This window comes from Promicromonospora sp. NPDC050880 (assembly GCF_044456525.1).
Classification (GTDB): Bacteria; Actinomycetota; Actinomycetes; order Actinomycetales; family Cellulomonadaceae; genus Promicromonospora.
Genome location: NZ_JBITFV010000001.1, coordinates 578023 through 603330, shown reverse-complemented (window position 1 = coordinate 603330; position 25308 = coordinate 578023). Strand labels below are relative to the sequence as shown.

Annotated in this window: 22 protein-coding genes; 13 read left to right on the top strand and 9 right to left on the bottom strand. The window is 70.9% G+C overall.

Going from position 1 to position 25308, the window contains the following annotated elements; genetic code table 11:
- The first annotated feature begins 15 nt into the window (after positions 1-15).
- The gene (locus ACIBBF_RS02790; protein WP_397410246.1) at positions 16-1035 is read left to right on the top strand and encodes a serine hydrolase domain-containing protein; all 1020 of its coding nucleotides are present in this window, start codon (positions 16-18) and stop codon (positions 1033-1035) included.
- A gap of 220 nt (positions 1036-1255) precedes the next feature.
- Complete coding sequence (locus ACIBBF_RS02785; protein ID WP_397410244.1) at positions 1256-1594, top strand: helix-turn-helix domain-containing protein; 339 nt, start codon at positions 1256-1258, stop codon at positions 1592-1594.
- Between the two features lie 64 nt (positions 1595-1658).
- Here ACIBBF_RS02785 and ACIBBF_RS02780 read toward each other — a convergent pair whose 3' ends face one another.
- Together ACIBBF_RS02780 and ACIBBF_RS02775 are read right to left on the bottom strand one after the other, a co-directional pair.
- Positions 1659-2246 (bottom strand): ClpP family protease, encoded by a 588-nt coding sequence (locus tag ACIBBF_RS02780; RefSeq protein WP_397410242.1) that lies wholly within the window; start codon positions 2244-2246, stop codon positions 1659-1661.
- The gene (locus ACIBBF_RS02775) at positions 2243-2872 is read right to left on the bottom strand and encodes a ClpP family protease (protein WP_397410240.1); all 630 of its coding nucleotides are present in this window, start codon (positions 2870-2872) and stop codon (positions 2243-2245) included. The genes ACIBBF_RS02780 and ACIBBF_RS02775 overlap by 4 nt, the downstream gene beginning before the upstream one ends.
- A gap of 148 nt (positions 2873-3020) precedes the next feature.
- On the opposite strand from ACIBBF_RS02775, the gene ACIBBF_RS02770 reads away from it, so the two are divergent.
- Positions 3021-3599, top strand: a complete 579-nt coding sequence (locus ACIBBF_RS02770; protein WP_397410238.1) for a TetR/AcrR family transcriptional regulator — start codon at positions 3021-3023, stop codon at positions 3597-3599.
- Positions 3600-3630: 31 nt separating this feature from the next.
- Positions 3631-4779, top strand: coding sequence for a GDSL-type esterase/lipase family protein (locus tag ACIBBF_RS02765; protein ID WP_397410236.1), 1149 nt, complete (start codon positions 3631-3633; stop codon positions 4777-4779).
- A gap of 42 nt (positions 4780-4821) precedes the next feature.
- Here ACIBBF_RS02765 and ACIBBF_RS02760 read toward each other — a convergent pair whose 3' ends face one another.
- The 4 genes from ACIBBF_RS02760 to ACIBBF_RS02745 form a co-directional block, all read right to left on the bottom strand.
- Positions 4822-6333 carry an alpha-N-arabinofuranosidase gene (locus tag ACIBBF_RS02760; RefSeq protein WP_397410234.1) on the bottom strand — a complete coding sequence of 504 codons (1512 nt, stop codon included), beginning with the start codon at positions 6331-6333 and terminating at the stop codon, positions 4822-4824.
- A 93-nt stretch (positions 6334-6426) separates the two neighbouring features.
- Positions 6427-7755, bottom strand: a complete 1329-nt coding sequence (locus ACIBBF_RS02755) for an ABC transporter substrate-binding protein (RefSeq protein WP_397410232.1) — start codon at positions 7753-7755, stop codon at positions 6427-6429.
- Positions 7756-7803: 48 nt separating this feature from the next.
- Entirely contained in the window at positions 7804-8694 is an 891-nt protein-coding gene (locus tag ACIBBF_RS02750; RefSeq protein WP_397410230.1) for a carbohydrate ABC transporter permease, read from the bottom strand.
- Positions 8694-9620: a carbohydrate ABC transporter permease gene (locus tag ACIBBF_RS02745; protein WP_397410228.1), complete on the bottom strand. Its 927-nt coding sequence runs from the start codon at positions 9618-9620 to the stop codon at positions 8694-8696. Before ACIBBF_RS02745 ends, ACIBBF_RS02750 begins: the two co-directional genes overlap by 1 nt.
- Before the next feature lie 68 nt (positions 9621-9688).
- Between ACIBBF_RS02745 and ACIBBF_RS02740 the strand changes: the two genes are divergently transcribed.
- Both ACIBBF_RS02740 and ACIBBF_RS02735 read left to right on the top strand, forming a co-directional pair.
- The gene (locus ACIBBF_RS02740; RefSeq protein WP_397410675.1) at positions 9689-10708 is read left to right on the top strand and encodes a LacI family DNA-binding transcriptional regulator; all 1020 of its coding nucleotides are present in this window, start codon (positions 9689-9691) and stop codon (positions 10706-10708) included.
- Positions 10709-11028: 320 nt separating this feature from the next.
- Entirely contained in the window at positions 11029-13836 is a 2808-nt protein-coding gene (locus tag ACIBBF_RS02735; RefSeq protein ID WP_397410226.1) for an alpha/beta hydrolase-fold protein, read from the top strand.
- An 88-nt stretch (positions 13837-13924) separates the two neighbouring features.
- Here ACIBBF_RS02735 and ACIBBF_RS02730 read toward each other — a convergent pair whose 3' ends face one another.
- Entirely contained in the window at positions 13925-14884 is a 960-nt protein-coding gene (locus ACIBBF_RS02730; RefSeq protein WP_397410224.1) for a zinc-binding alcohol dehydrogenase family protein, read from the bottom strand.
- A 141-nt stretch (positions 14885-15025) separates the two neighbouring features.
- Between ACIBBF_RS02730 and ACIBBF_RS02725 the strand changes: the two genes are divergently transcribed.
- Positions 15026-15640 carry a TetR/AcrR family transcriptional regulator gene (locus tag ACIBBF_RS02725; RefSeq protein ID WP_397410222.1) on the top strand — a complete coding sequence of 205 codons (615 nt, stop codon included), beginning with the start codon at positions 15026-15028 and terminating at the stop codon, positions 15638-15640.
- Positions 15641-15653: 13 nt separating this feature from the next.
- On the opposite strand, the gene ACIBBF_RS02720 is transcribed toward ACIBBF_RS02725, so the two are convergent.
- Together ACIBBF_RS02720 and ACIBBF_RS02715 are read right to left on the bottom strand one after the other, a co-directional pair.
- Positions 15654-16697, bottom strand: a complete 1044-nt coding sequence (locus tag ACIBBF_RS02720; protein WP_397410220.1) for a LacI family DNA-binding transcriptional regulator — start codon at positions 16695-16697, stop codon at positions 15654-15656.
- Positions 16698-16747: 50 nt separating this feature from the next.
- Positions 16748-17815 carry a LacI family DNA-binding transcriptional regulator gene (locus tag ACIBBF_RS02715; protein ID WP_397410218.1) on the bottom strand — a complete coding sequence of 356 codons (1068 nt, stop codon included), beginning with the start codon at positions 17813-17815 and terminating at the stop codon, positions 16748-16750.
- A gap of 210 nt (positions 17816-18025) precedes the next feature.
- Here ACIBBF_RS02715 and ACIBBF_RS02710 point away from each other — a divergent pair, with 210 nt between their 5' ends.
- The 6 genes from ACIBBF_RS02710 to ACIBBF_RS02685 all read left to right on the top strand — a co-directional run bounded on the left by ACIBBF_RS02710 (position 18026) and on the right by ACIBBF_RS02685 (position 25306).
- Positions 18026-19348, top strand: coding sequence for an ABC transporter substrate-binding protein (locus tag ACIBBF_RS02710; RefSeq protein ID WP_397410673.1), 1323 nt, complete (start codon positions 18026-18028; stop codon positions 19346-19348).
- Positions 19349-19428: 80 nt separating this feature from the next.
- Entirely contained in the window at positions 19429-20379 is a 951-nt protein-coding gene (locus ACIBBF_RS02705; protein ID WP_397410216.1) for a carbohydrate ABC transporter permease, read from the top strand.
- A gap of 16 nt (positions 20380-20395) precedes the next feature.
- Positions 20396-21301, top strand: coding sequence for a carbohydrate ABC transporter permease (locus ACIBBF_RS02700; protein WP_397410214.1), 906 nt, complete (start codon positions 20396-20398; stop codon positions 21299-21301).
- 104 nt (positions 21302-21405) lie between these two features.
- On the top strand, positions 21406-23043 hold the full coding sequence (locus ACIBBF_RS02695; protein WP_397410212.1) for a beta-xylosidase: 1638 nt from the start codon (positions 21406-21408) through the stop codon (positions 23041-23043).
- Between the two features lie 172 nt (positions 23044-23215).
- Positions 23216-24271, top strand: a complete 1056-nt coding sequence (locus ACIBBF_RS02690; RefSeq protein WP_397410210.1) for a LacI family DNA-binding transcriptional regulator — start codon at positions 23216-23218, stop codon at positions 24269-24271.
- A gap of 105 nt (positions 24272-24376) precedes the next feature.
- On the top strand, positions 24377-25306 hold the full coding sequence (locus ACIBBF_RS02685) for a sugar phosphate isomerase/epimerase family protein (RefSeq protein WP_397410208.1): 930 nt from the start codon (positions 24377-24379) through the stop codon (positions 25304-25306).
- Positions 25307-25308: the final 2 nt, after the last annotated feature.

Genomic DNA, 25308 nt, shown 5'->3' with positions numbered 1-25308 from the left:
GGAGAGGGCAGCACAATGATCAGCCTTGCCGAGCTGGACGCCGTGGCGGCGGAGCGATCGTTCAGCGGGACCGTGACGGTCGACGTCGACGATCACAGAGTCCTGGAACGCTCCTACGGGTTCGCGCATCGTGCCCTGCGGGTGCCCAACACCTCGGCCACGCGGTTCGCGATGGCGAGCGGCAGCAAGAGCTTCACCGCCCTTGCGATAATGCGGCAGGTCGTGGCCGGGACGCTGCGGCTGCAGGACCCCGTGCGCCGGTTCCTCCGCGACGATCTTCCCCTGATCGACGACGGCGTCACCATCGAGCACCTGCTCACCCACACCTCGGGGATGGGCGACTACCTCGACGAGGACGACGACTGGGACCCCGCCGACCATGTCCTCTCCGTCCCGGTGCACACCCTGGAGACCGCCGAGTCGTTCCTCCCGATCCTGGACGGCCTGCCGAGCAAGCACGAGCCTGGTGCGCGGTTCACGTACTGCAACGGTGGCTACGTCGTGCTGGCGATCGTGCTCGAGCGGGTCACCGGGCGACAGTTCCAGGACGTCGTGGACGCCGAGGTGATCCGGCCCGCGGGACTGACCGGCACGGCATACCTGCGGTCGGACGAGCTGCCCGGCGACGCCGCCCTGGGCTACCTGCACCCGGAGGGCGACCGGAGCAACGTGCTGCACCTGCCGGTGCGCGGCAACGGTGACGGCGGCGCCTACACGAGGGCCGCTGACCTGCACCAGTTCTGGCAGGCGTTGCATGCCGGTGCGATCGTGCCATCCGACGTGCTCACCGAGATGACCCGCCCGCGTTCGGACGTGCCGGACGAGGACCTGCGGTACGGCATCGGATTCTGGCTGCACCCGGAGGACCCGGCAGTCGTGATGGGCGGCTTCGACGCGGGCGTCGCCTTCCGGTCGACGCACGATCCCGCCACCCGTACGACCGCGACCGTGCTGAGCAACTGCACCTTCGGGTCGGGAGCCATCGTGACGCTGCTCCAGGACTCTTGGCTGGACGTGCTGCCGCCCCGGTCGTGAACTCCGGCTGTCCCGTTCCTCACCGCGGGGCGAATTTCGCCCGACGGTCATGCCGGCTGTCCGGGCGTGGTTCTCCTGCTGAGCGCCACGCGGGCCATGCTGTGGCTGGGAACGCCGCACCTCGGCGGTCTCACCGGCTGGCCGGTGGGGGAGAACGGGCGCGCCGCTGCTCTCAGCAGAACCCACGTCGCCCGCCGGTGGCCCCGACCTACGCTCAGGCATGGCCGAAACCGTCCCGCCCCCACGCCCGAGGCGCGAGCCGCTGCTGCGCCACATGCTCGGTGAACGTCTGCGCCACCTCCGCCGCCTGCGCGGGGAGACGCTCGAGAAGACGGCCCGCCGCGCCGGGATCTCGCCCCAGTACCTCTCCGAGATCGAGCGCGGCGTCAAGGAGCCGTCGAGCGAGATGATCGCGGCGATCACCGGCGCGCTGGAGATCGAGCTGGTCGACCTGGTCCTCGCGGTCGCCGACCGCCTGGTCGTCGTCCGGCAGGCCGTGCCCGTGCGCGGGACGGCGGGGCAGCCCACCTGCCAGGCGGCGTTCGCGCTCGCCGCCTGACGGCTCGGCCGGGGCTCCGGGCTTCAGTCCCCGGTGCCCCGGCCGCCGACGCCGTCCCGCCACGTCAGCGCTGGTCGATCACGTGATCCAGCAGGCCGTACTCCCGCGCCGCTTCGGCGGTGAAGATCCGGTCGCGGTCCGTGTCGGCGCGCAGGGTGGCGGTGCTCTGGCCGGTGTGCCGGGAGAGCGCGGCCTCCATGTCGGCGCGGATGCGCACCACCTCGTCGGCCTGCAGGATCAGGTCCGGGATCGCGCCACGGCCCTGGGCCACGGGCTGGTGCAGGACGACCCGGGCGTGGGGGAGCGCCGCCCGCTTGCCGTCGGCCCCGGCCGCCAGGAGGACGGCGCCGACCGCGACGGCCTGCCCTACGCAGGTGGTCGACACGGGGGAGCGGATGTAGCGCATCGTGTCGTAGATGGCCATCCCCGCGCTCGGGTCGCCGCCCTCGCAGTTGATGTAGAGCTGGATGTCGCCGTCCGGGTTGCTCGACTCCAGATGGATGAGCTGCGCGATGAGGGCGTTGGCGACCCCCGAGTCGATCGCGGTGCCGAGGTAGATGATGCGCTCCGACAGGAGCTGGGAGTAGACGTCCATGATCCGCTCGCCCCGCGGGTGCGCGGCGATGACGTTCGGGATGGTGTAGGTGCTCATCGGGCGTCCTCCTCCGTCACGGTGCTGAAGCCGGTCCGCCGGCGCTCGCGCGGCCGGATGCTGTCGAAGCTGGTGACGATCGTGTCGACGAACCCGAAGTCGAGCGCCTCCTGGGCCGTGTACCAGTGGTCGTGCAGGGAGTCCTCGAAGACGCGGTCGACCGGCTGGCCGGTGTCCTCGGAGACCAGCCGCAGGATGGTGTCGCGGGTGTGCCGCAGGTCGTCGGCCTGCAGCTCGACGTCCACGGCCGTGCCCGCGATGCCTGCCGAGCCCTGGTGCATGAGCACGCGGGAGTTCGGCAGGGCCCGGCGCTTGCCCTTCGTGCCCGCGGACAGGAGGAACTGGCCGGCGCTGTAGGCGATGCCGAGCACCAGGGTCGAGACGTCGTTCGGGATGGTCCGCATGAGGTCGCGGATCGCCAGCATCGACGGCACCGAGCCGCCGGGGGAGTGGATCCACAGGTCGATGTCGTCGGAGGGGTCCTCGGTGGCCAGCGCGATGAGCTGTGTCATCAGCAGGGTGCCGTTGTCGTCGTCCAGGGGTCCGTCGAGGACCAGGACGCGCCGTTCGTACAGCTCGCGTCGGGAGTGGGTGCCGAACTGGGGCGGCTTCGGTGTGTCGGTCATGACCTCACCGTGCACTCCTGGGAGGGGTGCCGGCGGGAACATCTGCCCAGAGCAGGACTGCTCAGAGCAGCGGGCGCGCGGTTCTGCCGTCGCCGAGGGCGCGAACTACTAGCTATAGGTACGGCCCTAATGGGTATAGGCTGGAGAGATGAACCGGCCCGCCCTCACCCCCGCCACGGTGGTCGCCGAGGCGGCGGTCCTCGCCGACGAGCACGGCCTGGAGGCCGTCACGCTGTCCGCCGTCGCGCGGCGGCTCGGCGTACGGACGCCCAGCCTCTACTCGCACGTCCGCGACCACGCCGCGCTCCTGGACGGGATCAGCACGCTCGCGCTGGAGGAGCTCGCGGGCCGGATCGCCGAGGCCGTCGCCGGCCGGGCAGGGCACCCCGCGCTCGACGGGCTCGCGCAGGCGCACCGGTCGTTCGCCCGGGAACGGCCCGGCCGCTGGCAGTCGCTCCAGCGCCGGGTAGGGCCCGCGGTCGCGGCGTCCGACGCCGCCCGGACGGTCGCCGCGCTCATGGACGCCGTCCTGCGGGGGTACGACATCCCGCCGGGCGACCGCGTGACGGTCACACGGCTGGTGGGCAGCACCATCAACGGCTACCTCACGCTGGAGCACGTGGGCAGCTTCGACCACAGAGAACCTGCCCCGGAGGTGTCGTGGCACCGCGCCGTCGACGCGCTCGACGCCCTCCTGCGCACCTGGCCGACCGGTCAGGAGACGTGACGCCGGCGAGCCGGCACAGGAAAGGACCCCCATGTTCACCACACCCCTGACCGCAGCGTTCCTGCACGGCACCACGGAGGTCGAGACCACGGCCCGGGGCCTGCGCCCCCACCGTCTCCCGCTGTGGGTCCGCGACCAGTTCCCGGACCCGCAGCTGCTGATGGTGGAGGGTCAGCCGTCGGGCGTGCGCGTGGTGGTGGCCACCTCCGCCCGCACGGTGTCGCTCGTGACCCACCCGCTGCGCGTCGCCTACCGGGGCGCGGACCGGCCACGGGGCGCCGTCGACCTCGTGGTCGACGGGGAGCCCGTCGCCAGTTCCGTGCTCGCCGACGGCGACGTGATCGAGGCGGATCTCGCGACCGGTGCCTCGGAGTTCCGGCCCGGCTCGTCGCACACCACGACGTTCGACGGCCTGCCCGGCGGCGACAAGGTCGTGGAGCTGTGGCTGCCGCACAACGAGTCGGTGGAGCTCGTCGAGCTGCGCACCGACGCGCCGGTCACCCCGGTGGAGCCCTCCCGGCGCCTCTGGCTGCACCACGGCAGCTCCATCAGCCACGGTTCGAACGCGACCGCACCCACCCGGATCTGGCCCGCCGTCGCGGCCCGGCTCGGTGGCGTCGACCTGCACAACCTCGGCCTCGGCGGCAGCGCGCTGGTGGACCCGTTCCTCGCCCGCGTGATCCGTGACGCCGAGGCCGACCTGATCAGCCTCAAGCTGGGCATCAACGTCGTCAACCTCGACGGGATGCGGCTGCGCACCTTCGTCCCGGCGGTGCACGGCTTCCTCGACACGATCCGCGACGGCCACCCGGACACGCCGATCGTGCTGGCGTCGGCGATCTTCTGCGCCATCCACGAGGACACCCCGGGGCCGGGCGCGGTCGACCCCGCCACCCTCGGCACCGACCAGGTCCGGTTCGTCGCGACCGGCCGCAGCGAGGAGCAGCGGCAGGGCAAGCTCACGCTCCGGGTGATCCGCGACGCCCTGGCCGAGGTGGTCGAGCGTCGTGCCGACCCGAACCTGCACTACCTGGACGGCACCACGCTCTACGGCCCCGACGACGCCGTCGAGCACCCGTTGCCCGACGCCCTGCACCCGGACACCGCCACCCACGGGCTGATCGGCGAACGGTTCGCGCGGTACGCCTTCGGCACGGACGGGCCGTTCGCCGGGGCCTGAGGCAGAACCGGTCCGGAGCGGCCTCCGGACCGGTTCACGAGGTCAGACCCGCTCGAGCCGGATCATCGACCAGGACACGGGCGGCAGCTCGGCGTGCGCGTGGTCGTCGGCCACCTTGGCGGACGCGTTGGGCCGCGGCAGCACGGAGGTGGCGTCGTCGGCCGTCGCCGACCAGGTGTGGTCGGGGTTGGACAGCGTCAGGGCTTCCGCCACGCGCAGGCCGGGGAACCCCCGCAGGTCCACCTCGAGCGCGACGTCCTGGGTGAGCGACCGGTTCACCGCGAGCAGCACGACGCCGCCCGTGGCCGGGTCGTGGGTGGCGACGGCGTCGAGCACGGGCACCGGGCCGAACTTGGCCGTCTCCTGCACGGGGGCGTCCACGGCCAGGCGCAGCACGTCGCCGGCGGCGTGCCGGGCCGTCAGCGCGAAGGGGTGGAACGTCGTCTGCCGCCAGGACCGGCCGCCCGGCTCGGTCATGATCGGTGCGATGACGTTCACGAGCTGCGCCAGGGACGCCGCGTGCACGCGGTCGGTGTGCCGCAGCAGCGAGATGAGGAGGTTGCCGACGACCACGGCGTCGGCCACGTTGTAGCGGTCCTCCAGCAGCACGGGCGCCACCGGCCAGTCGTCGCCCGACGGGGGACGCGACTCCGCGCGCTTCTGGTACCAGACGTTCCACTCGTCGAACGAGATGTTGATGCGCTTGGTGTGCTTGCCGGCCGCCCGCACGGCGTCCGCGGTCGCGGCCACCGAGTCGACGAAGTGGTCCATGTCGACGGCGGAGGCCAGGAAGGAGGCGAGGTCGCCGTCCTCCTCCCAGTAGTAGGCGTGCGCCGAGACGTGGTCGACGTGCTCGTAGGACTCGGTCAGCACGGTGTGCTCCCAGGCGCCGAACGTGTCGATCTGCGACCCCGACGAGCCGCACACCACGAGCTCGAGGTCCGGGTCGATCATCCGCATCGCCCGTGCCGTCTCGGCCGCGAGACGACCGTACTCGTGGGCGGTCTTGTGACCGATCTGCCAGGGCCCGTCCATCTCGTTGCCCAGGCACCACATCGTGATCCGGTACGGGTCCTCGGCGCCGTTGGCCCGGCGCAGGTCGCTCCACGTGGTGCCGCCGGGCACGTTGCAGTATTCCAGCAGGTCGAGGGCCTCCTGGACGCCGCGGGTGCCGAGGTTGACGGCCATCATGGGCTCGACGCCCGTCCGGGCGCACCACCGCATGAACTCGTCGACGCCCACGAGGTTGGGCTCGGTCGAGTGCCAGGCCAGGTCGAGCCGACTGGGACGCTGCTCGACGGGGCCGATCCCGTCCTCCCACCGGTAGCCCGAGACGAAGTTGCCACCGGGGTAGCGCACCGTCGAGACACCGAGCTCGCGGGTGAGCTCGGCGACGTCGCCCCGGAACCCGTCGGCGTCGGCGGTCGGGTGGCCGGGCTCGTGCAGACCCGTGTACACGCTGCGGCCCAGGTGCTCGACGAACGAGCCGAACGTGCGGGGGCGCACCGGTCCGACGACGAACGCCGGGTCGATGGTGACGGATGCGGACAGCATGGGTGATGTACTCCTCGGTGGTTGGTGCGTGAGGCGTGCGCCGCGCGGGCGGGGCCGCCGTGGCCGGCCGCCCCGCCCGCGCGATCAGCCGGACTACTGCCCGAGCTGGTTCTGCAGGTCGGCCTGCGTCTGGTCCAGGGCGTCCTGGACCGGCGTGCCGTTCTCGTAGATCTCGTTGAGCGTGACCGTGCGGAACGTGTCGTCGACCGTGGGCCAGTTCGGGTCGCTGAACGACTCGAAGTGCCCGATGCCGTCCTTGACCTCGTTCAGCACGTCGAACAGGTTGGTCTGGAAGTACTTGTTGAACTTGTTGTCCGGGTTCTTGGTGACCTCCTCGTCCTCCCAGACGGACATGTTCACCGGGTCGAAGCCCAGCACCTCCCAGACGGCGACGTTCGCCTCGGGGGACAGCTTGGCGAACGCCAGCCACTGCGCCGCGAGGTCCTTGTTCGGCGAGACGGCCGGGACGGCCGCCCCCGTGCCGCCACCACCGATGGTCTGCACGACGGCGTCGTCGGTGACCGGCGCCGGGGCGATGGCCACCTTGCCGGCGAGGTCGGGCATGTAGTCGACGAACCGGGACGTGTACCAGGCCGGGTAGACGATCGCGGCGTAGTCGCCGTCGTTGATGGCGCCGTACGCCTCCTCGGAGTCGGGGCTCCCGCCGGGGATGGTGGAGATCGCGCCGGCGTCCTGCATGTCCTTCATCATCGAGAGGGTCTCGACCACCTCGGGGCTGTTCACCTGCACGTTGCCCGCGTCGTCGATGTACTGCCCGCCGAGCTGCGCCGTGATGAGCGGCTCGAGGAACATGACGCTGGTGCTGGCGACGCCGAAGGCCTTGCCGGTCTCCTCGTGGTACTTGACCCCGGCCTCCTTGAAGTCGTCCCAGGTCTTGATGGTCGTGTAGTCGATGCCGGCGCCCTCGAGCGCCTCGGTGTTGTAGAACGTGGTGAACGCGCCCACGTGGGTCGGGAACCCGTAGATCGTGCCGTCCTTGCTGTACAGGTCGAGGCGCGCCTGGACCACGTCGTCCTTGTACGGCGCCGCGTACTCGGTCAGGTCGAGCAGCGGCGGGTTCTCGCCCTTGACGAAGTTGGCGAACTTGTTCACCTCGATGTCGACCACGTCCGGCAGACCCTCACCGGAGTTCACGGCGAGCTGCAGCTTGTTGTGCATGTCGTCGTAGGGGTAGACCGTGACCTCGAGCTGGATCTCCTGGTCCGGGTTGGCCTCGTTCCACCGCTCGGCCATCTCCTCGTAGTACGTCGCGTGCACGTCCGCGAACGTCCACATGTTGAGGGTGGTGGAGCCGTCGGCGTTCTTCGTGGGTGCCTCCGGCTGACCACCACCGCAGGCGGTCAGCGCCGTCACCGCGAGCGCGGCGACCACCGTGGACACCGTCGTCCGTAGCCTTGTCATGAGTTTCTCCGTTATCTCTCGTGAGGGAAGGTGAAGCCTGGGGAGGGGTCAGCCCTTGACCGCTCCCGCGGTGATTCCTTCGATGAAGAACCGCTGGAACGCGAGGAAAAGAATGAGGACGGGGATCAGCGAGAAGAAGGCCCCGATGATGAGCAGCTCGTAGTTGTTGCCGTACGGCGTCAGCAGCGTGTTGAGGCCGATCGGGAGCGTGAACTTCTCGGGGCTGCGCAGCACCAGCAGCGGCCAGAGGAAGTTGTTCCAGCACATCATCCCGTTGAGGATCGCCATGGCGGCCATCGCCGGCTTGGTGATCGGCAGCACCAGCCGGAAGAAGATGCCGAACTCGCTCACGCCGTCCATCCGCCCGGCCTCGATGATCTCCTTGGGTATGCCCAGGAAGTACTGGCGGAAGAAGAAGATCGTCACGGCCGAGGCGAGGAACGGGAGCGCGATCACCGTGTAGGTGTCGGCGAGGCCCATGTCGTTCACCTGGACGTACAGGGGGAGCATGAGCATCTCGAACGGCACGGTCATGACCAGGAGCACCATGATGAACCACAGCGTCTTGGTCCGGAACTCGTACATCGCGAAGCCGTAGGCGACGAACGAGCTCACCAGGAGCGTGCCGGCGACCTGCGCGACCGTCAGCAGCAGGGTGTTGACGAACCAGCGGAAGTACGGGCCCGAGTCGGTGAACAGCAGCACGTAGTTGTCCAGGCTCAGCCCGCCGAGGTCGACGTCGAACGTCATGCCCCGCCGGATCACCTCGTTGCCGTCCTGGAAGGTGCCCACGAAGATCGCCAGCAACGGGACCAGGGAGATCAGGGCGATCACGACGAGGAAGGCGCTCTGCACCCACGCCGCGGTGGACGGCCCGCGGCGGCGCGGGGCGGCGGTCGGGACGGTCGTCGCCCGGGTGTGCTCTCGGAGAGCGGCCATCACGCGGCCTCCTTCTTGAAGGTGCCGCTGGCGACGAGGTAGCAGATGTTGATCGTCATGACGATGACGAGCAGCACCACGCCGACCGCGGACGCGAAGCCGAGGTCGTTCTCCTCGATGCCCTTGCGGTAGAGGTAACCGACGACCGTGAGGCCCTGGTTGTTGGGGGAGTTGTTGCCGGCGTAGAGCATGAAGCTCTCCAGGAACATCGCCAGGCCGCCGTAGACGCTGATGGTCACGACGTAGACGATGGTGGGCCGGATGTTCGGGACCGTGATGTGGATGAACTGACGGAACTTGCTCGCCCCGTCGATCGACGCCGCCTCGTAGTACTCGGTGGGGATCGCCTGCATCCCGGCCAGGAAGTACATCATGTTGACGCCGGTCCACCGCCACAGGGCGATGGCCAGCAGCGCCACGAGGCCGGTGAGGTCGCTGCGCAGCCACCGGACGGGGCCGAAGCCGAAGAACTCGGCCACCTGGTTCATCATCGCCGAGTCGGACTCCGCGAAGATGAGGCGGAAGACGATGCCCGCCACGACCACGGAGGTCAGTGCCGGCACGAACATCGACGCCTTGAAGAACGCCTTGATGCGGGTGCTGCCGATGCTCGAGTTGACCAGCGCCGCCAGCGCCAGCGGGATCGGGATGAGCAGCACGAGCGTGAGCACCATGTAGCGCATGCTGTTGAACAGGGCCTGCCAGAAGATGCGGTCCTGCCAGAGCCGCTCGTAGTTGGCGCTGCCGATGAAGGTCGCCTGCCCGTAGAGCACCTCCTGGGTGCTCATCACGAACGAGCGCCCGAGCGGCACCACCCAGAAGACCGCGAGGGTCACCAGGAACGGCAGGATGAACAGGTAGGGCGCGAGCCTCTTCGAGTAGAGGAGCTGTTTCACGGCGGTCTGGTCCTCCTTGATCAGAGCCATGGGGCGATGCCGGCACGACGGGACGGGGGCGCCGATCGCGGGGTGTCATGATGGTCGGCGTGGTGAAGATGAGCGACGTGGCCCTCGAGGCCGGGGTCTCGAAGATGACGGTCTCGAACGTCATCAACGGGCGGCCGGGGGCCAGCGAGGACACCCGGGCCCGCGTGCTCGAGGCGGTGGCCCGGCTCGGTTACCGGGTGAACGCCACCGCGCGGCAGCTCCGGGCCGGCCGCGGCGGCGCGATCGGCCTGCTGGTGCCGCACCTGGACGGGCCCTACTACGCGCACCTCGCCGCCCGGCTGGACACGCTGGCCCAGGCGCAGGGGTACCACGTCATCATCGAGCGCACCGGCGCCAGCCGGGAGGGCGAGCTGGCCGCCATCTCTGCCGACCGGGTACGGCCCTACGTCGGCCTGGTGTTCAGCCCCGTGCAGATCGACAGTGCCGACGTGCGGGCCGCGGGCATCGAGGTGCCCGTGGTGCTGCTCGGGGAGCGGCGCCTGTCCGGCGAGTTCGACCACGTGATGATGGACAACGTGGGCGGTGCGGAGCTCGCCACGTCCTACCTGCTCGACCGGGGCGCCCGGCGTGTCGCGCTGCTCGGTGGCCGGCCCGACCAGGGCGTCGACAGCATGGCGACGCTGCGCAGCCGCGGCTACCGCAGCGCCCACGCCCGGGCGGGCGTACCGGTGGACGAACGGCTCGTGGTCGACGCCGCCTCGTACACGACGAAGGACGGGTACGAGGCCGTCATGCGGCTGCACCGCGAGGGCGTGCCCTTCGACGGCGCCTTCGCCCTGACGGACGCGGCCGCGATGGGCGCGCTGCGGGCGCTCGCGGACCTCGGCCTGCGGGTGCCGGACGACGTGCAGGTGGTCGGCTTCGACAACGACGCCGAGGGCGAGTACCTCGTGCCGCGCCTGACCACCATGGACCCGGACAACGACTCGATGGCCGAGCGGATCATGGAGCTGCTGCTGCGGCGTGTCGAGGCCGGTGCGGCGGCACCCGGCGAGGTGGTGGAGTCGGTGATGTCGGCCCGGATCGTCGTGCGTGAGTCGACGCTCGGCCACGTACCCGGTCACTAGTCGATCGGTCACGGCGGTCTCTCTCTCGGTGCCTCATCGCACCCGTTGATGTTTATCGATAAAGTAGGGCCTCGCGCGATGGGTGTCAACGGGCCGGGGGTGCCTGCCCGGGTGAGGTCTGGCGACCCTGGTTCCAACGTCGTACTCCACCAGATCACCCTATTGACACAGGTGATCGGGCCGCGCCAGCATGACTCCGATTCGGGCCGTTACGACGTTGTAACGCTGGCCGGGCACTCCGCCGGTCGTCGCCGCGAGCCCGCCCTGTCGACGCGAAGGGAGCCACCCTCCGCGGGCAGGTGTCAGATGGGAGTGAATCAATGACGATCACCACTCAGGGTCCACGCGGACGGCGGCGCTCGTCGCTGCGCCGGTGGACCGCACTGGCCGCCGCGGGGGCGCTGGCGCTCGCCGGCGCACTCGTCGGCACGGCTGCGGCCACCGCCCCGGCGTCCGCGGCCGAGACGCCCTGGCTCACGGTCCAGGAGGTGCCCGGCCAGGGGGTCTTCGCGCGGTGGACGGTGCCGAACGCCGCCGTCGAGGCGGCCACCGGCCGCCCGGTGTCCCAGGTCGTGGCCCGCGGCAGCTTCGGGCCGTCGGACAACTGGGCACAGGTGAACCTGGCACGCAGCGGGTCGAGCTGGACCGACGTGATCGGCCCGCTCGAACCGGGGCTGTACCACTACCAGCTCACCGCCGACGACACGCTGCACTTCGCCGACACGACCAACCCGAACACCAACGAGGTCCAGCCCACGTGGCGCTGGTTCTACGTGCCCGGGCCGGACGGGTTCTTCCTCAACGACGTGCCCGCCGGCACCGGGGGGACGCTGCAGGACATGACCTTCGAGTCCACCGCCCAGGGGCAGACCCGCACGGCGGTGGTCTACACCCCGCCGGGCTACGACGCCGACCGCGCCGAGCGCTACCCGGTGTTCTACCTCCAGCACGGGGGCGGGCAGAGCTACCGCGACTGGACGGAGCTCGGCCGTGCGCGGCAGATCTTCGACAACCTCGTGCGGGACGGCGACATGGTCCCAGCGGTCGTGGTGATGGGCAACGGCAACGGGGTCAACTTCACCGACGAGCTGCTCCAGCGGATCGTCCCGGCGTCCCGGGAGCACTTCAACGTGTCCGACGAGCCGGCGAAGATGGCGCTCGCCGGGCTGTCGATGGGTGGCAGCCAGTCGATGGCGGTGCTCAAGACCAACCCCGGGGTGTTCGGCTACGTGGGCACGTTCGGCTTCGGCTTCGGCAGCACGAACGGCGTGGACGCCGAGGCGATCAACGAGGGCACCACCCTCCTGCGGCTCTACACCGGCAACAAGACGGACCTCGCCTACAACTCGGTCGTGAGCTCGATCCCGGCGCTGGAGGCCGCGGGCATCGACCACGAGTTCGACGGCATCGACCCCGACCACGGTCACAACTGGAACCACTGGCAGGAGTCGCTGCACGACTTCTCCCAGCGCATCTTCCGCGACCCGCAGGACATCGACGACCACGGCATGAGCCCCGGTCACCTGCCGGCGACCGGCACCTTCACGCCCCCGCCCGCCGGCACGACGCCGACGCCGTACCTGACCGACGACGGCTTCGTGACGTTCGAGGCGCCCGCCGAGTACGACACCGCGCAGACGGTGACGGTGTGGGGCAACTTCGGCCCGTCGAAGCGCTGGGTCCGGATGGAGATGTCCCGTTCCGCCGGCCGGTGGCGGGCCACGGTCGGTCAGCTCGAGCCCGGCTTCTACTACTACCGCCTGCACGTGGACCGCGTGCAGAGGAAGGACACCGGCAACCCGACGAGCGTGACCACCGAACCCACGTGGAGCACGTTCTACGTGCCCGGTGACTCCGCGCGCCTCCTGGCGGACGCCCCCGCCGGCGCGGGCGGTGACCTGCGGGTGATGGAGTACCCGAGCACCGCCGCGGGCAACCCGACGCGCAGCGCCTGGGTCTGGACGCCGCCGGGGTACGACGCCGACCGCGAGGTGCCCTATCCCGTGCTGTACCTGCAGCACGGCAGCGGGCAGTCCTGGACGGACTGGGTCGAGATGGGCCGGGCCCGGCAGATCCTGGACAACCTGTCCCTCGACGGGGCGACCGTCCCGATGGTGGTCGTCATGGCCAACGGCAACGGCGTGAACTTCACCGACGAGCTGCTCCAGCGGATCGTCCCGACCTCCCGGGAGCAGCTCAACGTGTCCGGCGCCCGGGACGAGATGGCGCACGCCGGGCTGTCCATGGGCGGCGGGCAGACCGTGACCGCGCTCAAGGCACGTCCCGGCACCTTCGGGTACGTGGGCGTCTTCGCCGCGGGCTTCGGCGGTGCGGTCGACGCCGCGACCGTGCAGGCCATCAACGACGGCACCACCCTGCTGCGCTTCTACTCGGGCAACATCACCGACACCACCTACACCAGCGTGGTGAACGGTATCGCCACGATGGACTCGATCGGGGTGGACTACGAGTTCAACGGCTACACCGCGCACGGGCACAACTGGGACGCGTGGCAGCTCAACCTGATCGACTTCGCCCCGCGGCTGTTCCAGCACGTCGGTGCCGTGTCGGTGACCCCGGCCGCACCGACGGTGGCCCGGGGCTGGACCGAGCAGTTCACGGCGGAGGTGGCCACGACCCACGGCGCCTCGTCCGCCGTGACCTGGTCCGTGGAGGGAGCCTCCTCGCCGGGCACGACGATCTCGGCCGACGGCCTGCTCTCGGTCGGACCGGACGAGACGGCGTCGTCGCTGCGGGTCGTCGCGACGTCGGTCTTCGACCCGAACCGGTCGGCGGCCGCCGAGGTCACGCCCGTGCCGACGGGTGCGAAGGCGGTCACGGTGAAGGCCGAGGCGACGCCGGCGTCCGTGGTGGCGGGCGGCACGTTCCGGCTGGAGGTGACCGTGGCGCCCGCGCACCGGACCCACGGCGCACCGCGGCCGACCGGTGAGGTGGCGGTCACCTTCGGCGGCACGGTCCAGGTGGTACCGCTGGTGCGGGGCCAGGCGCTGGTCGGCCTGGACACGACCGGCCTGCCGCGGGGGAGGTACCGCGTGCACGTGGCCTACTCGGGCGACTCGACGTACGCGCCGCACGCGGCCGCCTACCAGGAGCTGAGGGTGCGGTAGCCCGGCTCCTGACAGTCCGGCGTCGCCCTGGTGGGGTCGGCGGGCGCGAGCTCGTCGGCCCCACCCTCGGCCCCGTCTCCGGGGCGGGTCACAGGAGGATGACGGTGCGTTCCCCGGGCGCGTCCTGATGGGCCCAGGCCGCCTCGACCTGGCCGAGCGGGAACGGGTGCGGGCGCACGGCCATGGCGCCGGCGGCGATCGCGGCGACGAGCTCCGTGAACTCCCGCAGCATCACCTGCGTGTCCACCGCGCCGAACCCGCTGCCGAGGATGCGGAACGCGTTGGAGCGCAGGGCATGCCCGGACAGGGTGATCGCATCACCGCCCGTGCCGCCGATCTGTACCCAGTCGAGCACGCGGGTGTGCTGGGTCCGCGCACCCAGGACGGCGCGCATGGCGAGCTCCGTGGGCGGCCCCCAGACGTAGTCCAGGACGACGTCGACCTCCGCGGCGGCCCGGGCGAGAGCGGCCGCCGTGGCGTCCTGGTCGGAGGTGAGCTGCACGATCTCGTCCGCGCCCTGGGTGGTGAGCTCGTCCAGGCGCGAGCGGTTGCGCCCGGCGGCGACCACGTGGCCCGCGCCGAGGTGCCTGGCGACCTTGACGGCCATGGATCCGGCGTTGCCGGTCGCTCCGTGCACCAGGACCGACTGCCCGGCCTGGAACGGGACGCGGGTGCGCAGCGCGCCCCACGAGGACAGGGCCGGGTTCATGGTCGCGACCAGGACCGCGGGATCAGCTCCGTCCGGCACCGGGATGACGGCGGCCGGGTCGACGGCGATGTGCTCGGCCAGGGTGCCGGCGCCCATGAGCATCACGTAGCCGAGGCTGCCGTCCGCTCGCCGGACGACCGCGTCGGCCCCCGCGAGAGCGGGCAGCGACGTGGGGCTCGTGTAGTGCTTGCCGGCCGCGATGCCGCGGGTTGCGGGGTGCACGCCGACGGCGAGGACGTCCACCACCTCCTGCCCGGGGGCGGGCGCGGGGGCGGGGACGGAGCGGAGGTGCGGCGGCTCGTGGAACGACTCCACGAGCGCGGCGTTGATCATGGACATGCGTGTTTCCCTCGGCCGAACGGACGGCATCGTTAAGAAACGATGCCGTTTCTTATTGAGTCAGCGTAGGGCCGCGCGTTAAGATACGCAAGCGAATCTAATCGCTCGGCGGAGCGGCAGGAGAGGAGAGGTGGGTTCGTGGTGAGCAAGGGGCCTACGGAGGACACGCCCACGCGGCGCAGGGGTGCCGCACTGGAGAACGCGATCACCGAGGCCGCCTGGGACGTGCTCGTCGAACAGGGCTACAACGGCTTCACGTACGAGGCCGTCGCGGCGCGCGCCGGCACGAGCAAGCCGGTGCTCTACCGGCGGTGGCCCCAGCGGGAGGACCTCCTGGTCGCCACGCTCGCGCGGTACTGGCACCCGCTCGACCTCCCGGACACCGGCGGCCTCCGCCAGGACGCCCTCGTGTTCCTCCGGACGGTCAACGCCGAGCGGGCCCGCATGCTGATCCTCATGCGCGTCTGGCTGGCGGACTACTTCCGCGAGACCGGTACCACCTTCGGCGACCTGCGTGGCCGCCTGGGCCTCGCGGACCGGACGCGCCCCTTCGCGACGATCGTCGCCCGCGCCGTCGAACGCGGCGAGCTGGCGGACGTACCGCGACCCGAACGCGTGGTGAACCTGCCCTTCGACCTGGTGCGGCACGACATGCTGATGACCATGGGCGCGGTGCCGGACGAGGCGATCGTCGAGATCGTGGACACGGTGTGGCTTCCCCTGCTCGGTCCGGCGCACCACGGCTCGGGACGGTGAGCCCGGCGGGGACTCAGTCCGGCGTCTCGGGAAACCCGGTGGACTCGCGCCGCACGATGCGGAACGGCGGCTTGATCAGGCGGGGCGGCCGCCGGTCGCCCGGTCCCGCGCCCTGCTCGGCGATCCGTTCCACGAGCAGGTCCACGGCGATCCGGGCGATCTCGGCGCGCCCCGCGTCGACCGTCGTCAGGGACGGCACGGAGAACCGGCTCTCGTCGATGTTGTCCACGCCGATCACCGCGACGTCGTCGGGCACCCGCACGCCCGCGGCGGCCAGCTCGCGCAGCGCGCCGAGCGCCAGGCCGTCGTTGAGGCAGAAGAGCCCGTCGAACGGCACCCTGGCGGCCAGCAGCTCGCGCACCGCCTCGGCGCCGTTCCACTGGAACCACGGGGCGGCGACCCGGATCAGGTCGGGGTCCACGGTGAGCCCGGCACTCTCCAGCGCCTCCCGGTAGCCGGCCACGCGGAGGTCGGAGGCGCGCTCGCGGACCTGGCCGTCCGGGTGCGCGCCGATCACCGCGATGCGCCGGCGCCCCACCTCGAGCAGGTGCTCGACGGCGGCCCGCGCGGCGCTCGTGTTGTGCATCGTGACGTGGTCCGTGGGCCCGCCGAAGATCCGTTCGCCGAGCAGCACGCTGGGGAAGTCGGTGGTGAGCAGGTCCTTGTCCTCGGTGCCGAGCCGTTCGGGGGCGTAGAGCAGCCCGTCGGTCAGGTACGGGCGCCGCCGTGTCACGACGTCGATCTCGCGCTGCCGGTCGCCGCCGGTCTGCTCCACCAGGACGCCCAGGCCGCGCTGCTCCGCGGCCCGGATCACCTCGTCGGCGAGCTCGGCGAAGTAGCTCTGGCGCAGCTCCGGGACGGACAGCTCGATCACGCCGGTGCGGCCGGAGCGCAGCCCGCGGGCGGACAGGTTGGGGCGGTAGCCGAGCTCCTCGATGGCCCACTGCACGCGGCGCCGGGTCTCGGCGCGGACCCTGGGGAAGTCGTGCACCACGTTGGACACCGTCTTGGTCGAGACGCCGGCCAGCCGGGCGACGTCCTGCAACGTCACGCTCACGGACCGCCCCCCTTGCTCCCTACCGGCCACGACACCAGGTCAGAGGCATCCTAGCGGCGGGCGGGGCCCGTTCCGGCCACGGCAGCGGGTGGTGCCGTGGAGTCACGGACGGTCAGGCTGGTGGCGAGCTGGACGTGGCGGGAGGCGGGCTCGACGCCGTCGGCCATCGCGAGCACGGTCTCGACGGCCATCCGGCCCATCCCCGCCAGGGGCTGGTGCACCGACGTGAGCTGCGGGGTGGTCCACGCGGCCTGCGGCGTGTCGTCGAAGCCGACCACGCTGAGCCGCCCGGGCACCGGGACGCCGAGCTCGCGCGCCGCGGCGATCACGCCGACGGCGATCTCGTCGTCACCCGCGACGATCCCGGTGGGCGCTGCGGGCAGCGCGAGCAGCTCGCGGCCGTGCACCAGGCCCGTCTCGATGGAGAAGGGGTCGCTGCGCACCAGGGTCCGGTCCAGGCTGATGCCCGCGGAGTCGAGCGCCGCCCGGTACCCGTGGAAGCGTTCGCGGGCCGCGGCGGAGGCGGCCGGGCCGCCGATCCAGCCGATGCGCCGGTGGCCGAGCTCCAGGAGATGCTCCGTGGCGGTGCGCGCACCGGCCCAGTTGGCCGAGCCGACGCTGACGGTCCGGGGGTCGTCCACGTCGACGGGGTCGATCATGACGAACGGCATGCCCACCTTCCGCGCCGCCTGGAGCACCGCGTTGGGCCGGCTCAGCGTGATGCCGACGATGCCGACGACCCCCGACTCCTTCTGCTCGCTCACCCAGGCCTGGGCGGCCGCCTTCGTGGCACGCACGGCGCGGTCCGGAGCCAGCCGCACCAGCACGTCGGTCTGCGCGGTCATGGCGGCGGCCAGGAGGCCCTGGAGCACGTTCGAGACGTAGGGGGAGTCCACCACGTCGGTCACCGCGGCGATGGTGCGCGTGCGCGGCGGTTCCCACTGCGCGGTCGTGGGGCGGTAGCCCAGCGCTGCCACGGCCTCCAGGACCCGGGCTCGGGTGTCCTCGGCGATGTCGAGACGGCCGTTGAGCGCCTTCGAGGCGGTGCCGGTGGAGACGCCGGCCGCGCGTGCGACGTCGGCGAGGGTCGGGCGCTCGGTCGAGGGCCTGCCAGCCATGATCTTCCCTTCGTCGAAACTATTTCGAAGGCTAGCGGTCCGTTGGTGGGGCGTCAATCCGACCGGGTGCGCGCAGATGGCGGGACGTGCCTCGGCTGGAACGGGCAGGCTCGACTGTTGACGCCCGGCGGAGCGCACCACTACAGTCCCTGCTTGATCGATAAAGTTGCGAAAAGATTTCGCACGCTCTCAACGAGGAGGGACAGGGTGATGAGGCTCTTGACCAAGGCGCAGGCGGTCTGCGTCGCGCTCGTGACGGCCGGTGCGCTCACCGCGTGCTCGGGCGCGGGAGGTACGGCGGGCGGGACCGGCGGCGGTGGTACCGCGGACCAGCCGGTGACGCTGACGGTGTGGAGCTGGGACGGCACGGTCGAGCTCGCGGTGCCGGGCTTCGAGAAGGCCAACCCCGGCATCGACGTCGAGGTGGTGAACGCCGGCTCGTCGTCCGACGAGTACCAGGCGCTCGACAACGCGATCCAGGCCGGATCGGGCGTGCCGGACCTGGTGATGTTCGAGTACTTCGCGGTGCCCTACTTCGCCGTGCCGGGCAAGCTCGCCGACCTCGGCCCGCTGGGTGCCGCCGACCTGGAGGACGACTACGTCCCCTCGGCGTGGAACAACGTCACGATCGGCGACGGCGTCTACGCCCTGCCCTCCGACTACGGCCCCGCCGTCATGTTCTGGAACGAGGCGACGTTCGCCAAGGCGGGGATCAAGGAGGCGCCCGCGACCTGGGACGAGTACTACGAGGCGGCGAAGAGGATCCGCGCCCTGGGCGACGACTACTACATCACGCAGGACACGAACGACCTCTTCTTCCTGCTGTCGCTCATCTGGCAGGCGGGCGGCCGGCCGTTCGAGGTGGACGGCACCACCGTGCACATCGACTTCACCGACGAGGGCACGCAGAAGGCCGTGGCCTTCTGGCAGAAGATGATCGACGAGGACCTGGTCAACACGAAGATCAGTGCCTGGTCCGACGACTGGAACCGGGCGCTCAACGACGGCACCCTCGCGTCCCAGAACATGGGCGGCTGGCTCACCTCGACCCTGCCCGAGCGGGCGCCGGACGCGGCGGGCGACTTCCGCGTCTCGCTCATGCCCCAGTGGGAGGAGGGCGAGAAGGTCGGCGCCGAGAACGGCGGCTCGGCGTTCGGCATCCCGGAAGCCGCGGCCAACAAGGAGGCGGCCTACACGTTCCTCGAGTACTTCACGCACGGCGAGGGCCTGCAGCCCCGGGTCGACGCCGGGGCGTTCGTGCCGAACACGGCGGTGCTCGACAGCCCCGAGTTCCAGGAGGTGAAGAACCCGTACTTCGGTGACCAGAAGACGGGCGAGGTGCTCGCGGAGGCCTCGAACATCGCCGCCGTCGGCTGGCAGTACCCGCCGTTCTTCGAGTGGGCCCGCAGCACGTACGGCGACATCGCCACGCCGTTCTACACCTCCGGCGAGGGCTCCCTCGCGCAGGTGCTGGAGACGTGGGAGCAACGCTCCGTCGAGTACGGCAACGAACAGGGGTTCCAGGTCGACTAGCCGCCGTCGGCGGACGTCTCGCGCACCGCGGCGCGGGACGTCCGCCCGGCCCCCGACCGGACGACACGAGAGGACTGTCCATGAGCGCGACCCAGCGCACGGCGCCCGCCGTGGCCGCCACCCCGCCTCCACCCGCCGGCGTGGAGCAGCAGTACCGCCGGCCTCGTCGCCGGCAGACCGGCTGGGCGTTCGTCGCACCGTTCGGTGTGCTGTTCGCCCTGGTGTTCATCGTGCCCATCGCCTACGCCGCCTACCTGAGCCTCTTCCAGGACCGGATGGTGGGCGGCCCGTCCTTCGTGGGCCTGGCGAACTACACGAAGCTGTTCGGCGACGCCCAGTTCTGGGACGGCGTCTCCCGCGTGGTCTGGTTCACGCTGATCCAGGTGCCGGTCATGCTCCTGCTGGCCCTCGCGCTGGCGCTGGCGATGGACTCGATGCGGCTGCGCGGCATGCGGTTCATGCGCGTGGCGATCTTTCTGCCCTACGCGGTGCCGGCCATCGTCTCCACCCTGATGTGGGGCTTCATGCTCGGTGTGCGCTACGGGCTGTTCGGGAGCATCAACGGCTGGTTCGGCACCGACCTGGACCCGTTCCGGCCCAGCACCACGCTGATCGCCATCGGCGTGATGGTCACGTGGGCCTTCACGGGCTACAACATGCTCATCTTCGGCAGCGTGCTCAAGGCCGTCCCGCACGAGCTGTACGAGGCGGCGGCGATCGACGGTGCGGGGGAGTGGCGCGTCATCCGCGCGATCAAGCTGCCCGCGCTCCGGGGCTCGCTCGTGATCACCGTCATCTTCTCGATCATCGGCACCTTCCAGATCTTCAACGAGCCGCAGATTCTCCCGTCGATGGTCGCCAACAGCGGGATCACGACCTACTACACGCCCAACCTGTACGCCTTCAACCTGGCGTTCACGGGCTCCCAGCAGGGCTATGCCGCTGCTCTCGCCCTGGTGATGGCCGCGTTCACCATCGCCATCGCCTACGCGGTCCAGATCCGTGGCATGAAGAACGCCCTCGACCAGTAGCAGCCGGAGACCTCTCATGACGACCACCGACGTCCGGCGTCCGGGCGGCCCGCGCCGACGCCTCCACACCCTCGCCAACCCCCGCACCAGCGGCACGCTGACCTTCCTGACGGGGTTGTTCACCCTCTACTGCCTGATACCGCTGGTCTGGCTGGCCATCAACGCCACCAAGTCCCAGGCGGACTTCGTCTCCAGCTTCGGCTTCTCGTTCGGCACGCGGTTCGCCCTGTTCGACAACATCGCGGCGGTCTTCACCTACGACGGTGGCATCTTCAGCCGGTGGCTGCTCAACACCGTGCTGTACGTCGTCGTCGGGGCGGTGGTCTCCACGTTCCTGGCCGCACTGGGCGGGTACGCCCTCGCCAAGCTGGAGTTCACGGGCAAGCGGGTGTTCCTGTTCGTGGTGCTGGGGGCCATCTCGGTGCCCGGCATCGCGCTGGCCATCCCGCAGTTCCTGCTGTTCGCGCAGCTCGGCCTGACGAACACGCCATGGGCGGTGCTGATCCCGTCGTTCCTCAACCCCTTCGGGCTGTACCTCATGTGGGTGTTCGCCGCGGAGGCCGTGCCCACCGGGCTGCTGGAGGCGGCGAAGATCGACGGCGCGGGCGAGTTCCGGACGTTCTGGCAGATCGCCCTGCCCCTGCTCGTGCCCGCCACGGTCACGGTGCTGCTGTTCTCGTTCGTCTCGATCTGGAACAACTACTTCCTGCCCCTGATCATGCTCAAGGACCCCGACTGGTACCCGCTGACCGTCGGCATCAACCAGTGGAACAAGCTCGCCTCCACCGCCGGCAACGGCGAGCTGCTCCAGAACCTCGTCCTGACCTCCTCGCTGCTCACGATCGTCCCGCTGATCGTGGCGTTCGTCTGCCTGCAGCGCTACTGGCAGTCGGGCCTGAGCCTCGGCGCGGTCAAGGGCTGACCGAGCCTGACCGACCCCCACCACTTCGACCATCACGACGGGCCGCTCCGAGCGGGTCCGTGGGTTCTCCACGCCCGTCCGACACCCGCGAGGGAGACACACCAATGGCGGACAGCACGACGACCCTGCCCGACCTCACGATCGACGGCGTGACCGCCGTCGGCGCACCGCTGCGGCACATCTGGAACGAGTGCGTCGGCGCCGGCCGGGCGAACGAGGCGCTGCGCGCGGACTGGCAGCAGCACTTCACCGAGGCGGTGACGGTCCTGGGCGCGCGGTACGTGCGCTTCCACGGCTTGTTCCACGACGACATGTTCGTCTATCGCGCCTCCGACGGCGGCGGGTTCGGCCCGCCCACGCCGCTGGACGAGCCGGTGCTGACCTTCAGCTACGTCGACAAGGTCTTCGACTTCATCCTCGACTCCGGCGCCCGGCCCTTCGTCGAGCTCGGGTTCATGCCGCGCGAGCTGGCGACGGAGACGGAGACGCTGTTCTGGTGGAAGGCCCACTGCAGCCCGCCCACGGACATGGCGCGGTGGACCTGGCTGGTCACCGCGACGGTGGAGCACTGGATCGAACGCTACGGCCTGGACGAGGTGCGGCAGTGGCGGTTCGAGGTGTGGAACGAGCCCAACCTCGTGCCGTACTTCTGGACCGGCACCCGGACGCAGTACTTCGAGCTGTACGAGGCCACGGCCCGCGCCGTCAAGGCGGTCGACCCGGAGCTCAAGGTGGGTGGCCCCTCGACGAGCGTGTTCGTGCCCGACGACCGCTACGCGGGGGAGTGGGAGGACCGGTCCGCCGAGCACGCCACGGCCGAGGCGCAGGACGTCGACGCGCTCGACTGGCGCCCCGTGTGGATCGAGGAGCTCATCGACTGGTGCGCGCGCCGCGACGTGCCGCTCGACTTCCTGTCCACCCACCTGTACCCGACCGACCTGGCCTTCGGGGCCTCCGGGCAGGTCCGACACATCCGCCGCCACGTGGACGCGACCCACGACGACCTGGTCGCGCTCCGGAAGATCATCGCCGCGAGCCCGTTCCCCGACGCCGAGCTGCACATCACGGAGTGGTCGAGCTCCCCCTCCAGCCGCGACGCCATCCACGACACCCTCTTCGCCGCCACGTACATCACCCGCGCCTACCTGCGGTGCGCGGCGCTCGCGGACTCGGTCTCGTACTGGACCTTCACCGACGTCTTCGAGGAGGGTGGCGCCGGCATCGGGCCGTTCCACGGCGGCTTCGGCCTGGTGAACGAGCAGGGTCTGCACAAGCCGACGTACCACGCGTTCGCGATGCTGTCCCGGCTCGGGGACACCGCGCTGGCGGTCACCCCGCACGGGACGATCACCCGGGACTCCGGTACCGGCAGCGTGTCGGCCGTGTTCTTCAACTACCCCGACGACATGGGCGCCGACGGCGTCGGCTCGGAGACGACGTACGCGGCCACGCGTGCCCTGGCGGAGAAGGGCCCGGCCCGGCGGATCCGGCACACGGTCGAGGGCCTCGCGCCCGGCACCGTCTTCACCGTCGGGTCGATCGACTGGGACCACGGCAACGTGGCCGAGGCGTGGCACCGGATGGGGGCCCCGCTCAACCTCACTCCCGCGCAGACGACCGAGCTGCGCGGGGTGGCCGACACGCTGCGCGTCGGCACGCTCACCGTCTCCGACGCCGGCGTGCTGGACATCGACCTCGACCTGCCGGCCTGGTCGGTGCTGTCGATCACGCCGGCCGGGTGATCTCGGGTCGAAATGTTTCGGTGAATGGCGCTGGCTGTCTACCGGGGATATCGGGCACCTGGCCGGGACATCCGTGAGGTGGGCCTGGGTGGCGTGGCGTGGGCGGACTGCCTCTGGTGCCTTGTGATTTTCGGTGGTTCGAGATAGAAACGGTCGGGACGAGGAGGCAGGCGTGACGAAGACGACCCGGGCCCTGCGCCCGAACCTCGCCGCCGTGGCCGCGCATGCGGGCGTGTCGACCGCGACGGCGTCCAAGGTGGTGAACGGGCGGCCCGACGTGGCCGAGAGCACCCGCGAACGGGTCGAGGCGGCGATCGCGGAGCTCGGCTACCAGGGGCCCACCCGCGTCAGCACGGCGCACACCGTGGAGCTCATGGTCGACGCCCTGAACACCACCTACGCGACCCAGATCCTGCGGGGCGTGGTCCTGGCCGCCGAGGAGCTGGACCTGGAGGTCGTCGTCGGCCGGGTGCGCCGCCGGTCGGCGCGCGGCGTGCCGGAGTCCAGCGCAGCCTGGGCCAAACGGCTGGCCGCCGCCGACCGGGTGGGCGCGATCGTGCTGACCTCCGGGCTCGGCCCGGACGTGTACGCGAGCCTCGCGCGCGCCCGGGTGCCGCTGGTGGTGATCGACCCTCTCGACCTCAGCGAGGAGGGCGTGGTCTCGGTGGGGTCCACCAACTGGCTCGGCGGGCGCAGCGCGGCGGAGCACCTGGTCGGGCTGGGGCACCGGCACATCGCGGTGGTCGCCGGGCCGGCGGAGTCGCTCAGCGCCGTGGCGCGCCTGGACGGTTTCCTGACCTACTGCCGGCAGCGGGACGTGCCGGTCGAGGCCGACCTGGTCCAGCCGATCCGCTTCGACCACGACCAGGCGGTGGAGGTGGCGGAGCAGTGGTTCCGCCGCCCCGACCCGCCCACGGCGGTCTTCGCCGGGAGCGACGCGCAGGCGATGGGCGTGCTGGAGGCGGCCCGGCGCACCGGCCTGCGAGTGCCGGAGGACGTCAGCCTCGTGGCCTACGACGACACACCGCTCGCGTCGTGGGCCAACCCGCCGCTGACCGCCGTCCGGCAGCCGCTGGAGGAGATCGGCCGGCGAGCCCTGCTGACCGTGCAGGCGCTGCACGAGGGCAAGCCCGTGGACTCGCACCACATCGAGATCGCCACCACGTTCGTCGTCCGGGACTCCACCGCCGCGCCCCGGGCACAGCTGCTCCGCGACCCGCGGGGCTGAGCGGCGGGCCCTGCGCCCGGCGCACCCATGACCACCCCCGGCGGGCGAGCTGCCCGGCGGGACACCCAGATGCCGGACGGCATCGCGGATCGACGGAGATCACCCATGCGTACAGCCGAGGACTGGCCCATCGCGGCCAACATGCTCTCATTCGGGTCGACGACGGCGGACGGCACCCCCAACGTCGACGCGCCCGCCGACTCCTGGCGGTCCCAGCTCCAGCAGGTGGCCGACCTGGGCTTCGCGCACGTGGACCCGACCGACGCCTGGCTGTCGATCGGTGAGCTGAGCGACGCCCGGTTCGCCGAGCTGCTCACCGTGCTGAAGGAGACGGGCCTGACCGTGCCGTCGGTGTCCACGACCCGGCGCAGCGTGATCGACGCCGAGCGGGGCGAGGACTACCTGCGCTTCGGCCACACGATCATCGACCGCGCGCCCGCGCTCGGCGCCGAGGTGGTCAACTTCGGCTTCATGCAGGCCCTGACCCCCGCCCAGGAGAAGGCCCTCTGGTTCTGGCTGGCCGAGGGGCACCACGACGACCTCGACGACAAGGACGCCTACGCCCTGGCCGTGGCCCGCATCCGGGAGCTCGCCGACCACGCCCGCGAGGTGGGCGTGCAGGTCAGCCTCGAGATGTACGAGGACACCTACATCGGCACCCCGGACCTCGCCGTGCGGTTCGCGCAGGACGTGGACCGGGACAACGTGGGCCTCAACCCCGACCTGGGCAACCTGGTGCGCCTGCACCGGCCCATCGAGGACATCCCCACGATGTTCGAGAAGGTGCTGCCCCTGACCAACTTCTGGCACATCAAGAACTACACGCGTGACGAGGACCCGGCCACGGGCGCCTACGCCACCCACCCGACCCCGCTCGTGCAGGGCGTCGTCAACTATCGCGCGGTGATCCGCCGGGCCCTGGAGCTGGGGTTCGAGGGCGTCTTCGTGTGCGAGCACTACGGGTCGGACAGCCTCGGCGTCGCCGCCATCAACCGGGAGTACATCCGCGAGGTGCTCCGCGGCGCCGGGCGCTAGCC